Source organism: Bacteroides sp. 11BF (assembly GCF_019633765.1).
Lineage (GTDB): Bacteria > Bacteroidota > Bacteroidia > Bacteroidales > Bacteroidaceae > Bacteroides > Bacteroides hominis.
Genome location: NZ_JAFKPJ010000002.1, coordinates 261,683 through 276,121, shown reverse-complemented (window position 1 = coordinate 276,121; position 14,439 = coordinate 261,683). Strand labels below are relative to the sequence as shown.

General features: G+C 41.0%; 12 protein-coding genes and 1 riboswitch. Of the genes, 5 read left to right on the top strand and 7 right to left on the bottom strand.

The features are described from left to right. From dndC to JZY04_RS02910, 5 genes are all read right to left on the bottom strand, one after another. Positions 1 to 1,332, bottom strand: a complete 1,332-nt coding sequence (gene dndC / locus JZY04_RS02930; protein WP_007766197.1) for a DNA phosphorothioation system sulfurtransferase DndC — start codon at positions 1,330 to 1,332, stop codon at positions 1 to 3. Between the two features lie 6 nt (positions 1,333 to 1,338). Further along, positions 1,339 to 1,557 carry a helix-turn-helix transcriptional regulator gene (locus JZY04_RS02925; RefSeq protein ID WP_007766194.1) on the bottom strand — a complete coding sequence of 73 codons (219 nt, stop codon included), beginning with the start codon at positions 1,555 to 1,557 and terminating at the stop codon, positions 1,339 to 1,341. Positions 1,558 to 1,637: 80 nt separating this feature from the next. Then, positions 1,638 to 2,579, bottom strand: coding sequence for a HipA domain-containing protein (locus tag JZY04_RS02920; RefSeq protein ID WP_220577402.1), 942 nt, complete (start codon positions 2,577 to 2,579; stop codon positions 1,638 to 1,640). Next, positions 2,572 to 2,910, bottom strand: a complete 339-nt coding sequence (locus JZY04_RS02915; RefSeq protein ID WP_220577401.1) for a HipA N-terminal domain-containing protein — start codon at positions 2,908 to 2,910, stop codon at positions 2,572 to 2,574. Before JZY04_RS02915 ends, JZY04_RS02920 begins: the two co-directional genes overlap by 8 nt. After that, positions 2,907 to 3,113: a helix-turn-helix transcriptional regulator gene (locus tag JZY04_RS02910; protein WP_007766189.1), complete on the bottom strand. Its 207-nt coding sequence runs from the start codon at positions 3,111 to 3,113 to the stop codon at positions 2,907 to 2,909. Before JZY04_RS02910 ends, JZY04_RS02915 begins: the two co-directional genes overlap by 4 nt. 1,150 nt (positions 3,114 to 4,263) lie before the next feature. Between JZY04_RS02910 and JZY04_RS02905 the strand changes: the two genes are divergently transcribed. The 4 genes from JZY04_RS02905 to pncB all read left to right on the top strand — a co-directional run bounded on the left by JZY04_RS02905 (position 4,264) and on the right by pncB (position 8,145). Then, positions 4,264 to 5,043: an SDR family NAD(P)-dependent oxidoreductase gene (locus JZY04_RS02905; protein ID WP_122143115.1), complete on the top strand. Its 780-nt coding sequence runs from the start codon at positions 4,264 to 4,266 to the stop codon at positions 5,041 to 5,043. 140 nt (positions 5,044 to 5,183) lie between these two features. Continuing rightward, positions 5,184 to 5,786, top strand: a complete 603-nt coding sequence (locus tag JZY04_RS02900) for a TetR/AcrR family transcriptional regulator (RefSeq protein ID WP_122143116.1) — start codon at positions 5,184 to 5,186, stop codon at positions 5,784 to 5,786. A gap of 116 nt (positions 5,787 to 5,902) precedes the next feature. Further along, the gene (locus JZY04_RS02895) at positions 5,903 to 6,880 is read left to right on the top strand and encodes a nitroreductase (protein ID WP_122143117.1); all 978 of its coding nucleotides are present in this window, start codon (positions 5,903 to 5,905) and stop codon (positions 6,878 to 6,880) included. 98 nt (positions 6,881 to 6,978) lie between these two features. Beyond that, positions 6,979 to 8,145 carry a nicotinate phosphoribosyltransferase gene (gene pncB / locus JZY04_RS02890; protein WP_032536744.1) on the top strand — a complete coding sequence of 389 codons (1,167 nt, stop codon included), beginning with the start codon at positions 6,979 to 6,981 and terminating at the stop codon, positions 8,143 to 8,145. 23 nt (positions 8,146 to 8,168) lie between these two features. Here pncB and JZY04_RS02885 read toward each other — a convergent pair whose 3' ends face one another. Together JZY04_RS02885 and JZY04_RS02880 are read right to left on the bottom strand one after the other, a co-directional pair. Beyond that, complete coding sequence (locus tag JZY04_RS02885; RefSeq protein WP_005782739.1) at positions 8,169 to 9,380, bottom strand: peroxiredoxin; 1,212 nt, start codon at positions 9,378 to 9,380, stop codon at positions 8,169 to 8,171. A gap of 751 nt (positions 9,381 to 10,131) precedes the next feature. Further along, positions 10,132 to 12,390, bottom strand: a complete 2,259-nt coding sequence (locus tag JZY04_RS02880; RefSeq protein WP_122143118.1) for a cation:proton antiporter — start codon at positions 12,388 to 12,390, stop codon at positions 10,132 to 10,134. A 179-nt stretch (positions 12,391 to 12,569) separates the two neighbouring features. Further along, positions 12,570 to 12,784: riboswitch (cobalamin riboswitch) on the top strand. 138 nt (positions 12,785 to 12,922) lie between these two features. Between JZY04_RS02880 and accC the strand changes: the two genes are divergently transcribed. Beyond that, positions 12,923 to 14,437 (top strand): acetyl-CoA carboxylase biotin carboxylase subunit, encoded by a 1,515-nt coding sequence (accC, locus tag JZY04_RS02875; RefSeq protein ID WP_005808006.1) that lies wholly within the window; start codon positions 12,923 to 12,925, stop codon positions 14,435 to 14,437. Positions 14,438 to 14,439 lie beyond the last annotated feature (2 nt).

Sequence of the window (14,439 nt, the reverse complement as noted above, 5' to 3'; positions counted from 1 at the left end):
TTATTGTTGATTGAGGTAGTTATCTAATCGTTTCTCTATATCTCCTTGAAGACCATTGTTATTCATTAAAATAGTCTTACTTTTTTGAAGCGACACTAGGTCATTAATCAAATGATAATCTTCAGGATGTTCTATACAAACCTTTTCAAGAATCAAACGCTCTTGGTATTGCATATTCTCAAAAGGCATATTTCGATTGTATACCTCATTATAAATGTCTGTTATTTTAGGTGAGAAAAAACCATCTCGATACCAATTAATTTGAATTGCGACTAATTCTTGGTTTGAAATCAACTCCATATGTGGCTTAACCTGCTGCATATCTCGCTGTAACTCCAATAATTTACGAAGCATTTCACAACGATATTCAAAAGTATAATTACCTTGATTGTGTCCATCTGCATCTTGTGCGGCTTGTCCATTTCGGCGTGTTGCATATCGATTCTCCGATATGTTACGACCTGCCACCATTTCATCTCTATACTTTAATAGAGGAGCCATCCACTGGTTGCCATTGTTAATAAGAGCCTTCATTGATTTATCTTCCTTCACAACAGTACATACCCAACAACCAAATCGACTCTGACCACAAGAAGGTTGAGTTTTATCAGTTATCACAGTTGGACACTCATAATCATCAGCTGTTGCATCAGCATAAATTTGAAACAACTTCTTATTATCATATCCCCAAGGCGAAGGCTCGTTATTAAGAATATACCAAACCTCCTCTAAATATAAATCCTTAATTGGAGGGTATGTATAAGTATTGGGATTTAGAGGATGTTTTGTCAGACGTTTACCCTTGATTTCATGGCGGCGTATAGATTTGGCACGAGTAGCACTCTCTGTAAGACGTGTACCAATAAGTACAATTGCTTCTCCCATTGCATCCACCTTATCCAATATAAATTGCGTAGTAGGCTTAATCTTTAATCTATCAGTACACCATCTGAAAGTGTTATTAGGTACAGGGTATCCCTTACCCAAGAAACTAATCCAAAAACTATCCTCTAATTTCGGAACTGTTGTTTGAACATTGATTGGCAATTTCTGTTCGATAGCGGCTGATTGAATTCTATCCATCACCTCGACAATATAATCAGTGATGATCGGATTCTCAACTAGTGTATCATTGTTTACAACATACACTTGTCGAACAAGGGCAATGTTTCCCAGCTCCTTTCGTATAGCAAGCAACGCTCTCCATACCAAAGTTAGGACAACCGTACTATCCTTACCTCCGCTAAATCCGATAATCCAAGGTATATTATTATCATTTTCAAGATACTGTTCCTTGATATCATCTATTATATAATCAATACGTTTTGACATTACAAATTACTCTTTCTGTGATTTTAATAATACACGAACATCAACATCTAACAAGTTGGCAACCTCTTGTAATTGCACAATAGAAGGCTGCGACTTATTCGAACACCATCTTGAAATTGTATTCTCAGATTTGCCCATTTGTTCCGCCAACCATCTATTGGTTCTTTGCTTTTCTGCAAGCACCACTTTAATCCTATTCATCACTATTTGTCGATTATTCAACATGCTCATTCAATTTATACTCGTTAAATTATGAACAAAAATACATCTAAATTTCCATATAACCAAGTAAACATCAGACAGTTTTATAGTTCTTGTGAAAGCCTCGCAAACCGTTCTTTCAACAATTCGCTATACTTTTCCTTCAATTCAGCACTTAGAAAAGAGTTTTGAATGACAGTCTCGAACTTAGGCAATAGTTTGATATACTTATTTATCAATCGTTCTATAACCACATTCTCTATACCCAAAGTAGCTGCTGATTTGAAAAAATCCTCCCTCTGAAGCTTTTTCTTCCGACCATTCAAGGTTAATGCCAACTCTTCATCATCTTTGGGATTGATGATAGCTGCATTTAGCAAATCGTAAGCAGGTGTCAAGCGTATCTTATCCCCTACTTCATACAAAGAGAAATTTTTCAAGTGCATATCGTTATTTCCTGTCAGCCAAGAAAAAAGCACCAACTCGAAGAAATTGGTAACATCCATTTTGGGCAAAGACGAGTATTTCAAAACAGCCTTACCGATACGCTCATAGCTACTCTTGTACTTATGTTCCGTTTGCCTTTCCGTCAGTTGGCACATATCTTCCATTGCTATCTTCTCACCGGCAGAAGTTCTGTCAATTCTGCGGGTAAGATAGCATAATGTATCATCTGCCATCCGCATCAGTGTATGAGGAACCACCTCAATACGTGCCATCTCTGCAAGGTGCATGGTCAAATCCTCCACCTCCGGCATCATTTCATATTGCGAGGTCTGTGGTTTACATATATAACCGCCCCACAGCCCGACAATAGTCAATCGCTTGCTTCCCTCATGCTCATTTAGGTGCAAGGACAACTTCGGCTGAACACCAGTCAAAGAAGTTTGGTCTTGGATGATTTGCAGAGCAAGCTGGTCAAATTGCTCTGTTGTGTAATCAAGAACGGGCAATGTTGTTGTTCCGAAGAACTTCTTTATGCAAGCCGTGTGCATATCCTTTTCCCCCTTCAGGAGCGGACGATAACAATATAAGCAATTACACATGGATTCCCTCCTTTTCTTCCATTGGAATAACGCTTACTGCTCCAATACAATCCTTACAGCATGTCAGCAACAACGACATTCGGTCAAGAATACTGATGTCTGTATTCCGCAATGCAACATCCAGCAACCATCCTTCAGGAATCAAACCATCGAAAAACGGGAATAGTACAGAACTTGTATATACTTTTTCCTGCAATGGCAATGTCAAACTGACAGCCTTTGCTGTATCCAAAGAGAGATATTCCGACAAATAACGGAACTCATATCCGGCATCGTTTTCTGTTAGAATCCCTGCCAACTGGTCTTTATAAAATATACGGGCTTGTCTCATTGATTATCATGTTTTACAGTAGCAACCATTTCATAATTGAAGAAGTCAAGGAGCTGGTTCACCTTATCAAGGCGCAGCGTTTCCTTTCCTTGTTCAAGGTCTCGCACAAAGCGCAATCCAACCCCCGACTTCAACGAGAGCTCTTCTTGTGTCAGATTATACTGCTTTCGCAGCATCTTAACTGTAATAGAAAGATTGTTCATAAGCATTCAACGTTTAAAATCCATAATTTTACAATAAAGGCTGCACCTCAGAACAAATCAAATAAGTTTAATTTTCCACTCGGTTTACACTTTATTTATACCTTTTCGGGTGCAAAATTAATACAAATATCTCACATTATACCACAAGAGGTATAATTTATTTTATCACCAACATTATTATATCAGACAAGGTATAATAAGATTCAAAACCATATAAACTAAAGTACACAAGCACCATCCTACACTTTTTCAAGCGAATAATTTAGTTTCGCTACACTTTTTACAACGAATCAAGTACCCAAAATAATCGGAGCGCAAAAATTCCGATGCAAACCGCAGAAATTCCAAGAAAAACACTACTTTTGCATTCAACAAGCGTTCTGTAACATCCATGCGGAAATCCACTATCATTCAACACGTTGTATCTGATAGCGGACATTCCACAAAAGGACTGAAAAGAGGCGGTACAACATGTATATGCAAAATTATGAAACACAATGATTTGCATTTGTCCCTACATTCTGTGTACTTGTAAAAACAGAGGTTGTACCGATTAAAATGAATAGTCACTGATAATCAGTGATGTAAATATGCTGCATCGGGAAATAGAAGCCGATAAAAAGCAATTAATCCTTATTAGTAACGATAGTTTGAGATTGTACCAAAACTTATGTAGGCTAATTTTTGCCTACATAACAGCTTACATTAGAATAGAGGTTATCCACTATTTTGTTTATCCCTGCCTTTCACCCGGTTAATTCTCTATTCACCAATAATTTAATAATAAGTATTTTAATGCTAACCGCTTCATATATGGCAATAAAAAAAGGCTATCTATCCCAGACAGCCAATCTTTTGTTAACCTTAAATCTAATACTATGAAAAACACATTGCAAAGATACGGACTTCTGGTAATTTTGCAAATTTACAAAGCAAAACAGGATATCTTATAACATGGTTTAATAGAAGAGCCATGATGTTAACATTTAGCCTTTCTTTTGTTAACATTTAACAGACTTATAAAGATTTAGCGAAATAGAAGATACATAGATGCTAAAGTCAGGCAAATGGTGCTAAAGAGGGTTTATTCGGATAACAAATTCCCCAATGAACTGTTTTTGAGGATAATAATCCTCAAAAATAATCCTATATGAACAGATTTGAAAATAAAACAGCCGTTATCACGGGCGCTGCCGGTGGAATTGGCGAAGCAACCACACGCCGCATTGTATCCGAAGGTGGGAAAGTTGTTATAGCCGACCACTCAAAAGAAAGAGCAGAACAACTTGCTGCCGAACTCAATGCTTTAGGAGCAGATGTACGCCCGATCTATTTTTCTGCAACAGAATTGCAGAGTTGCAAAGAGTTGATCGCCTTTGCCATAAAAGAATACGGGCAGGTAGATGTATTGGTAAACAACGTAGGAGGTACAAATCCTAAACGGGATACCGACATTGAGACACTGGACATGGATTACTTCGACGAAGCTTTCCATCTTAATTTATCTTGTACCATGTACCTGTCCCAACTGGTTATCCCCATAATGAACGCACATGGCGGTGGCAATATTGTGAACGTAGCCTCAGTCAGTGGAATTACAGCTGATGCGAACGGCACTCTTTATGGAGCAAGCAAAGCAGGAGTCATCAATCTGACCAAATACATTGCGACACAAACAGGAAAGAAAAACATACGATGCAATGCTGTAGCCCCGGGACTGGTTCTCACACCTGCAGCATTAAACAACCTGAATGAAGATATACGGAACGTATTTCTCGGACAATGTGCGACACCATATTTAGGAGAACCGCAAGACATCGCCGCAACAATTGCTTTTCTGGCTTCCGAAGACGCGCGATACATTACCGGGCAAACAATAGTAGTAGACGGCGGGCTGACCATACACAATCCAACGGTAAACCTGGCATAAAAGATTCTCCTTTTACCCCAAAAATATTATATCCCAAACAGTAGAAAAATGCTGTTTGGGAAAAATATTTCTCTTTTCCTCTCGATGTTACCGATAAGAAACATATTTTTGTGACCGATCAGTAACAATAATATAAAGCCATGGAAAAAGAGTTTATCAAAAACAGACAGGTAACAGAACTAATCCTCATCAAAGCAGTAGACGAATTAATCGAAGAGAAAGGTTTCGAAGGATTAGGCATCAATGCAGTAGCAGCAAAAGCCGGAGTATCAAAAATGTTGATCTACCGTTATTTCAACTCTTTAGAAGGTCTGATAGCAGCATATATCGGCCAACATGATTATTGGATTAACTTTGACGGAGCACTACCGGATAAAAACCACCTTGGTGAATTCATCAAAGAGATGTTCCGGAAACAAATCATAATAATGCGAAAAAGCTACACTTTGAAACGGCTATACAGATGGGAACTCACGTCAGACAACAATTTTATAAAAGACCTCCGCGAGAAAAGAGAAGCCAAAGGCATTTGGCTGATAGATGCTGTAAGCAAACTGTCAAAACACCCGCAAAAAGAAATAGCAGCCCTTGCCACTATCATTACAGCAGCCATCAGTTATCTCACGTTGCTGGAAGAAAACTGTTCTACCCTCAATGGTCTCAAACTTCAGGAAGAGAGCGGTTGGAAAGAACTGGAAGACGGAATCAACATATTAGTGGACCTATGGTTAGAAAAGCAATAACAAAAAATGAAAAAGATGATAACGTTTGGAATTTGCATACTGGCAATATTACTCAACGGATGCAATAAAGATATAATAGAATACAGCAATAATGATCTCAGATCGATCTATTAATTATGGAAACAATAACAGATGACTATTTATTCATGATAGAACAAGCCACTAAAGCTCCTTCGGGACATAACACCCAACCTTGGTTATTTCGTATCGTAGAAGCAGGTATTGAGATTCATCCGGATAAAACTAAAACACTATCAATTGTGGATGGAAACCAGCGTGAAATGTTCATCTCCCTGGGATGTGCAACTGAAAATTTGTGCCTGGCTGCACAAACTAAAGGATATTCAACCCAAGTAAACATTGCAGATAATGGGAATATCACAGTAAAACTCCAGCCCAATGCAGGCGTAATTACCCCTTCTTCTATCATTGGACAAATTGGCAAGCGGCAAACCAACAGAAGTATATATACAGGACAACTGATTCCGGAAGAAATGATACATAAGTTGCTTTCAATACCGAAAGCAGCAACAGTGCACCTCCATTGCTGGAAAATCGGAACGCCTGAGTTCGACAGAGTTCGTTACTATGTTCTGAGGGGGAATACAATCCAGATGACCGACTTCCACTTCAAGAATGAGTTGAAAAACTGGATGAGGTTCAATAAGAAGCATGCAGAATCGACTAAAGATGGTTTAAGTTATGCCGTTTTTGGTGCACCTAACTTACCACAATGGTTATCTCGCCACATCATGAATGCTTGTCTGACTCCCAAAATACAAAATAAAAGTGATGAAAAAAAGCTCCGATCGTCTTCACACATCATGCTGTTCTGTGCCGAGAAAGATACTCCGAAAGATTGGATTAATCTGGGAAGATCTTTAGAGTGCTTTCTGCTGAAAACAACGGAAATCGGTGTGTCCACCGCTTTTATCAATCAACCATGCGAAGTGGAAATCCTCTCTGAACAAATGCAAAGAGAACTGCTAAACAATAAAAAAACTGAAATACCGGGCGTTTTACTCCGTATGGGATATAGCAAGCCAATGCCCTACTCGCGAAGAAAAAATCTGCATGAAGTACTGATACCCTAAAAACTTCCTTTTATAAAACCTAAACCTTTGGACAATTGTTAGTATCTTCGCCCTACATTTTAAATCTGAAATATCGTTTTACCAATTAAAAGAATCCAATGATTATTCGTACCATACTCGATACAGACCTTTACAAATTCACTACCTCGTATGCTTACATTAAACTATTCCCGTATGCGATGGGCACTTTCAGTTTCAAAGACAGGGATGAAACTGAATACAGCGACGAGTTTGTAGAAAGACTGAAAACAGAAATCAGTCGCTTATCGCATGTAGCACTGACTGGAGAAGAACTGGAGTACATGGTGAAGAACTGCCGTTTCCTCCCCAGAGTCTATTGGGAATGGCTCTCTTCTTTCCGTTTCCAACCGGAAAAAATAGAAGTCCGTTTGGACGGAGATCGACACCTCCACATAGAGATCAGTGATTACCTTTATAAGGCAACGCTTTATGAAGTACCTTTACTTGCCATCGTTTCCGAGATAAAGAATCAATCATCCGGCAATATCGCCAGTATGGGAGATATCTTGTGTAAACTATCCGAAAAGGCAGAACTATCCAACAAGCATCAACTGTTTTTCTCTGAATTCGGAACACGGAGACGCTTCTCATTCGACGTGCAGGATCAAGTCATCGGACACCTGAGACAAACAGCCCGCTATTGCATCGGCACCTCCAACTGCCATTTCGCCATGAAATACGGCATGAAACCCATGGGTACACATCCGCATGAATGGTTCATGTTTCATGGAGCACAATTCGGTTATAAACACGCTAATTACATGGCTCTTGAAAATTGGGTAAATGTATACGACGGGGACCTCGGCATCGCCTTGTCCGACACCTATACATCTGCCATCTTTTTAAGCAACCTGAGTCGCAAACAAGCCAAATTGTTTGATGGTGTAAGATGTGACTCAGGCGATGAATTCAGGTTTATCGACCGATTGACTGCCCGTTACAAAGAGTTAGGCATTGACTCGACTACCAAGACAATCGTATTCAGCAATGCACTGGACTTTGACAAAGCACTGGACATTCAGGAGTATTGCCGGGGAAAAATCCGCTGTTCATTCGGTATCGGCACAAATCTGACTAATGATACCGGATTCAAGCCATCAAACATCGTCATGAAGCTATCGCAGTGCAAGATGAACCTGAATCAGGAATGGCGCGAATGCGTGAAACTATCAGATGACATAGGGAAACATATCGGCAGCCCGGAAGAGGTACGTGCCTGTTTATACGATTTGCGGCTGGAATAAACTCCAACCGCAAATGCATTTTATCATAACAGTGCTTTGATAGCGTCCGTTATCTCTTTATCGGTTTTCTCCATTCCATATCCCTGAATGACTTTTCTGACCACCCGGTCCTGATCTAATATAAAGAAGAAAGGTGCCGCGCCATATGTCCGGTATGACTTGACAATACCTTCATCACCACATAAGAATCTATAGTTTATCTGGTTCTTATCCGCATAAGTCCGCAGCGAATGAGGTTTGCGTCCCCAAGTTTCTATAGAAACCACTTCAAATTCATCGGCATTAAACTTCTCTTTCAGCCCGTTCAGAAAGGGGATGGATGCATGACAAGCACCGCATCCGATACCGGTCAGATTCACTAAAAGCACTTTACTCTTAAGATTAGATAACGACACCGGATTCTCGTACATATCTTTCAACATCCAGTCGGGAGCTTTCTTCCCTATAAGTTCTCTTGCCGAAAGTTGGGTAGTCTTTCCTTTCTCACCATACTTGCGGATTTCATAGTCTTGGGGCAAATAATCATATAAGTTAAAATCGGCCATTGACAATTGATTCAACACTACATCCGAACATATATTGGCAGAAATCTGATGCGACATTTCCCTGCGGACTTTATAAGGCAAATCATCCGATTTATTAATCCACAGTTCGTAAATCGAGGTCGGGTCCCCCAAGTCAAAAGGAGGCTTCGGTATGTAGTACGCTTTTCCAAAAAATTCAACCTGTCTGTCTTCATGTATCACCAACTTGAAGTAATACGCTTCTCCTAAATCCTTCCATTCGGTTGTGATGCTATCCCCCGTACTCAAAGCATATCCGATGATATTCCGGCTGTAACAGAAAAACGGAGGACCCACCAACCTGAAAGGAAGTTTTCTGGTCGTGAAATCATCGATCATAATCCCTTTATGCTCATGAAAACTTATCATTTTCACTTTTCCATCATAACCAAATTCAAATCGCGTCGTATCTTTGGCGTTAAGAGCCACATAACTTGCACCGATAGTCGAATCAGAAGGATTAGTGTATTCTTTAATAAACCGAAAAGAATTAGTTATAGCAGTCGTATCACCGGGTTGCCAGGACTGAGATTGTTCATGGTAAGAAGCTGATTCTACCTTATCAAGATTACTTAGAACTTTTTTCAAATAAGTTCTCATATCCACATCATTCTTACCACAGACATTCATGACTAATAAGAATGAAATAACAGATAATAAAATGGACTTCATAGTACTTTATATTTTAGACATACACAAATATAGCCAATGAAAGTAGAAATCAACAACCGGCATCTTAACTTTTATACTTAATAATAATATTATAGTATCTACTAACTTTTCATAGAAAGTCAGAGTTTTAAAAGCCTAAAAACAAACAGATGCATATATCTCTATTTTAACATCAAAAAGAAACTATTTTCCCTTTTTGAACAACACACTTTATATTAAAAACCGGTGCAGCAGAAGAATACAACGCATAGATATGACATTTACATACAGAAAGTTGCATCATATTGAGTAAATATGCTATTTCATATAACAAAAGACCTTACTCTTTTCCAAAAAAGAAGTAAGTGTTTTCCCGAAAAGAAGTTAGTCTTTTGTTCGGAAGAAGCTAATCTTTTGTCCGAAAGAAGTTAATAACGCAAAAGAAGGCGTAAAATACAAGTTTCCTGAAATTATCGGAGGCTTCAGAGGGATATGTGTCAACTATCATTTTAAAGGTTCAATCCGACCTACAACGACAGAAGATGTCTAAAAACAAGGACCACCAACCATATGCTTGATAAAAAGGTAAAATCACATCATTTTGATTCTGTCTGATGGGAAAATAAGAGCCTTTTCGGAAGCAGTCGCAAACGAGGCCAGAAAGAAACGAATACAGACCGTATTGAAAATACAGAATGATACTTCATTGTGTATCTGTCAAAATGCAAATTTTCGCCTCAGCCGTTTTCCTTTCCTCTGCTCTTTACCACTCTTACTTCTTCCGCACCAAAAACTGCCTGATCTTCTCCCTGTCTCCTACCACCCAAACCAAATCTCCCAATTGGAAAACTGTAGCCTGATTCACCGGAACCAATTCACCCTCCCGTTCAAGGGCTACGACGAGACTATCATATCTTTTTCCTAACCGGGACTGAGCAATGCTTTTGTTCAGAAACGGAAAATCTTCATCTACCGTAAATGAATGAAGCGTCACATCTTGTTTTATATTCTTTTCATCCGGCAAATCCTGTCTGTTCTCAAGTTCCGTCCGGAACTCTTGCAGCTGTCCGTCTGTCCCGACCACCACTAACTTATCCTGCGGATAAATTCGTTCGGAACTTTGTGGAATGTATATTCTCCGCTCCCCTCTGACAATACTTACTATATTGACACCAAACTCCCGCCTGAAAGGGAGTTCATCCAATGACTTACCGATATAAGACGAATAAGGAGACACCCAAACGGAAGTCAGCTCAACATCTTTGTCATTAAACTCACTGTTAAAACGACTTTTCAGAGGATAACGTTTGCGGGCAGCTTCTTCCCTTCCGTTCAGATTGGTCAGAAAGTGTGTTTCCAGATGCGAATATTGCGTGAGGTTCTCCCTGAAAATAAGAATCAATGCCAATATGGCAACGGCTATCACAATGCCTATCCCATAATTGAGGCTGAAGTAACTGATAACGACCCCTGCAATGAAAAAGACGGCAACCGACACACGGAACAAAATCAGCGCGACCAACCGTCCGTGATTGTAATTATCATCATTCCACAACTTTAAAAATACATCCGGGGAATTATACTTATCTGAAACAAGTGCCCACAGGAAAGGTGTCATCAACAGAAGTGTGACCAGACACATCCCTATGTTTACCCATCGCCCGGGAGCATCGAACATCTCATTTATCGTGGGATAAACAGTTTGCACAGACAATAACCAAATCGCCGTGAGAAGGACACTATAGATAATCACTCTTCCGACAATCGTCTTCAACAACCGCTTCCAATCGCTGTCATGATTGACCGTCTTCTTACCGGAAGCATAGCGGTCCAGACTTTCCCTGGTTTTAGGCGGAAGTATTTTATAAAGCCATTCGGCAAACGGATTTGCCAACCGGATAAAATAAGGAGTTGTGAATGTAGTAATCACCGATACCGCAACAATAATTGGAGGGATAAAACTATCCAGTACTTTAAGTGAAGCCCCCAGCCCTGCGATAATGAAAGCGAACTCTCCTATCTGGGCAAGGCTGAATCCTGACTTGACGGAAACCTTCAACGGTTCACCGGATAATAAAACTCCCAATGAAGAAAATATAGATTTACCCACAAGAGTTACCAAAGTAATGATGACCACCGGCCAGGCATACTGCACCAAGACAGCCGGATTGACCAACATACCGACAGAGACAAAGAAAATAGCTCCGAAAAGATCTTTCACCGGCTGGATGATATGTTCTATGTGTTCGGCCTCAACCGTCTCGGCAAGGATAGATCCCATAATGAAAGCACCCAGTGCAGCCGAGAATCCTGTACGGGTAGCCAACACAACCATTCCCAGACAAAGTCCCAGCGAAACGATCAGTAAGGTTTCGTTATTCATCAGCCGTTTTGCTTTTTTCAAAAAGAACGGAAGGATAAATATCCCAATCAGGAACCATAGGATCAGAAAGAAAACAACCTTCAACACACTCATCAACAGCTCTTCACCTACAAACTCCTTACTCACTGCCATTGTAGAAAGGATGACCATCATCAGGATAGCGATCAGATCTTCAACTACCAATGTCCCGAATACAACACCCGTGAAGCGTTGGTTACGTAAGCCGAGATCATCAAACGCTTTGATAATAATCGTTGTTGACGACATAGACAACATACCCCCCAGAAAAATAGAATTCATTGTGCTCCAGCCTAACAGATGTCCTACCATATAACCGATCAGCAACATGCTGATAACTTCGGTGGTTGCCGTGATAAAGGCAGCTGACCCGACATTTATTAATTTCTTAAAACTAAACTCCAACCCAAGGGCGAAAAGTAAAAAAACAACTCCTATCTCAGCCCAGATATTGATGTTCTCAATATCACCTACAGTCGGGAAAATCTGCACGTAAGGTCCCGCCAATAATCCTGCGACGATATATCCCAGTACCAAGGGTTGTTTCAACCATTTGAACAAAAGGGTAATGATACTTGCGGACATCAGTATTAGGGCAAGGTCGGCAATTAAGGTAGGTAAGTGTGACATGGCATGTATATTTCGTTAGTAATTCATTCCGTTTATGCTCTTTTATTTGTAAAAAAGAACAATCGACAGTCTATTTGTGTTTCGTCTATATGACATTTATTTTGAAACAAAGCACCGTTGGTCATTGCACAAAATTGAACTTTTCGTGCAAAAAGTATCCACTCTATCCAATATTTCTCTATATTTGTCCCCGAATTGGTTCGGAATCCGTGGTCAACGGACGAAGATTAAAAGGGAATCGGGTGTAAATCCCGGACAGTCCCGCTGCTGTGAAGCTCTATATAACATCTTATCAATAAACCAATTACAAACCACTGACGGAAAAGGAAACGTCGGGAAGGTCCGATAAGATGTAGAGTCAGTCAGAAGACCTGCCATTCAATGAATAAGAGCTTTTTTACCTCGTGGGTTAGGAAAGAAAGCATCGTTGTTAAGCCCCAAATCGTAGAAATACTGTGTTTTCATCGGGTGGACTCATGTCCGCAGGGTGGAAAGCATGAATATGTGTATTCCATTTAATTGAGAAATGAATATGATTAAAAGAATCTTAGTCGCCAACCGCGGCGAAATAGCCGTGAGGGTGATGCGCTCCTGCCGGGAGATGGAAATAACGAGCATTGCCGTTTTCTCGGAAGCGGACCGAACAGCGAAGCATGTGCTCTATGCCGACGAAGCTTACTGCATCGGCCCGGCAGCATCGAAAGAGAGTTATCTGAATATAGAAAAGATTATCGAAGTGGCAAAGTCGTGCCGCGCAGACGCCATCCATCCGGGATACGGGTTCTTGTCCGAAAATGCAACCTTTGCCCGTCGTTGTCGTGAAGAGGGGATCATCTTCATCGGTCCGGACCCGGAAACCATGGAGGCGATGGGAGATAAGATTTCGGCACGTATCAAGATGATAGAAGCCGGTGTACCGGTGGTTCCGGGTACTCAAGAAAACCTGAAGAGCCTTGAAGAAGCGGTAGAACTCTGCAATCAAATCGGTTATCCGGTAATGCTGAAAGCCTCGATGGGAGGTGGCGGAAAGGGTATGCGGCTGATTCATCGTGCAGATGAAGTGGAAGAGGCCTACACAACCGCCAAGAGCGAATCACTTTCGTCATTCGGCGACGACACAGTTTACCTGGAGAAATTTGTAGAAGAACCGCATCACATCGAGTTCCAGATTCTGGGCGACAAGCATGGCAACGTGATTCATCTGTGCGAACGTGAATGTTCGGTGCAACGCCGCAACCAGAAGATTGTGGAAGAGAGCCCTTCGGTGTTCGTCACTCCTGAACTACGCCGGGATATGGGAGAAAAAGCAGTGGCCGCCGCCAAAGCCGTGAACTATGTCGGAGCGGGAACCATCGAATTTCTGGTGGACAAGCACCGCAACTATTACTTCCTGGAAATGAACACGCGCCTGCAAGTGGAACATCCGATTACCGAAGAGGTAGTCGGCGTAGATTTAGTGAAAGAGCAGATTAAAGTGGCCGAAGGACAGGTGTTGCAACTGAAACAGGAAGATATCCAGCAACGCGGACATGCCATCGAATGCCGCATCTGCGCAGAAGATACAGAAATGAACTTCATGCCCAGCCCGGGTGTCATCAAGCAGATTACGGAGCCAAACGGCATCGGGGTGCGCATCGACAGCTATGTATACGAAGGTTACGAGATTCCGATTTATTATGACCCGATGATCGGCAAGCTGATTGTATGGGCAACCACACGCGAATACGCCATCGAACGAATGCGCCGTGTACTCCACGAATATAAGCTGACAGGAGTAAAGAACAACATCAGTTATCTGCGCGCCATCATGGATACTCCCGACTTTGTAGAAGGGCATTACGATACGGGATTCATCAGCAAAAACGGGGAAGTGCTCCAACACTGCATCACCCGTACCAGCGAACGTGCAGAGAACATCGCACTGATCGCCGCTTACATGGATTACCTGATGAACCTGGAGGAGAATAACAGCGGACTGGCTGCGGACAACCGCCCGATCAGCAAATGGAAAGAATTCGGACTGCACAAAGGGGTATTAAGAATATAGAA

Coding starts and splice junctions, on each gene's coding strand:
- JZY04_RS02905 (WP_122143115.1), top strand. CDS start 4,264: ATGAACAGATTTGAAAATAAAACAGCCGTTATCACGGGCGCTGCCGGT.
- JZY04_RS02880 (WP_122143118.1), bottom strand. CDS start 12,390: ATGTCACACTTACCTACCTTAATTGCCGACCTTGCCCTAATACTGATG.
- JZY04_RS02915 (WP_220577401.1), bottom strand. CDS start 2,910: ATGAGACAAGCCCGTATATTTTATAAAGACCAGTTGGCAGGGATTCTA.
- JZY04_RS02910 (WP_007766189.1), bottom strand. CDS start 3,113: ATGAACAATCTTTCTATTACAGTTAAGATGCTGCGAAAGCAGTATAAT.
- accC (WP_005808006.1), top strand. CDS start 12,923: ATGATTAAAAGAATCTTAGTCGCCAACCGCGGCGAAATAGCCGTGAGG.
- JZY04_RS02900 (WP_122143116.1), top strand. CDS start 5,184: ATGGAAAAAGAGTTTATCAAAAACAGACAGGTAACAGAACTAATCCTC.
- dndC (WP_007766197.1), bottom strand. CDS start 1,332: ATGTCAAAACGTATTGATTATATAATAGATGATATCAAGGAACAGTAT.
- JZY04_RS02895 (WP_122143117.1), top strand. CDS start 5,903: ATGGAAACAATAACAGATGACTATTTATTCATGATAGAACAAGCCACT.
- JZY04_RS02885 (WP_005782739.1), bottom strand. CDS start 9,380: ATGAAGTCCATTTTATTATCTGTTATTTCATTCTTATTAGTCATGAAT.
- pncB (WP_032536744.1), top strand. CDS start 6,979: ATGATTATTCGTACCATACTCGATACAGACCTTTACAAATTCACTACC.
- JZY04_RS02920 (WP_220577402.1), bottom strand. CDS start 2,579: ATGTGTAATTGCTTATATTGTTATCGTCCGCTCCTGAAGGGGGAAAAG.
- JZY04_RS02925 (WP_007766194.1), bottom strand. CDS start 1,557: ATGTTGAATAATCGACAAATAGTGATGAATAGGATTAAAGTGGTGCTT.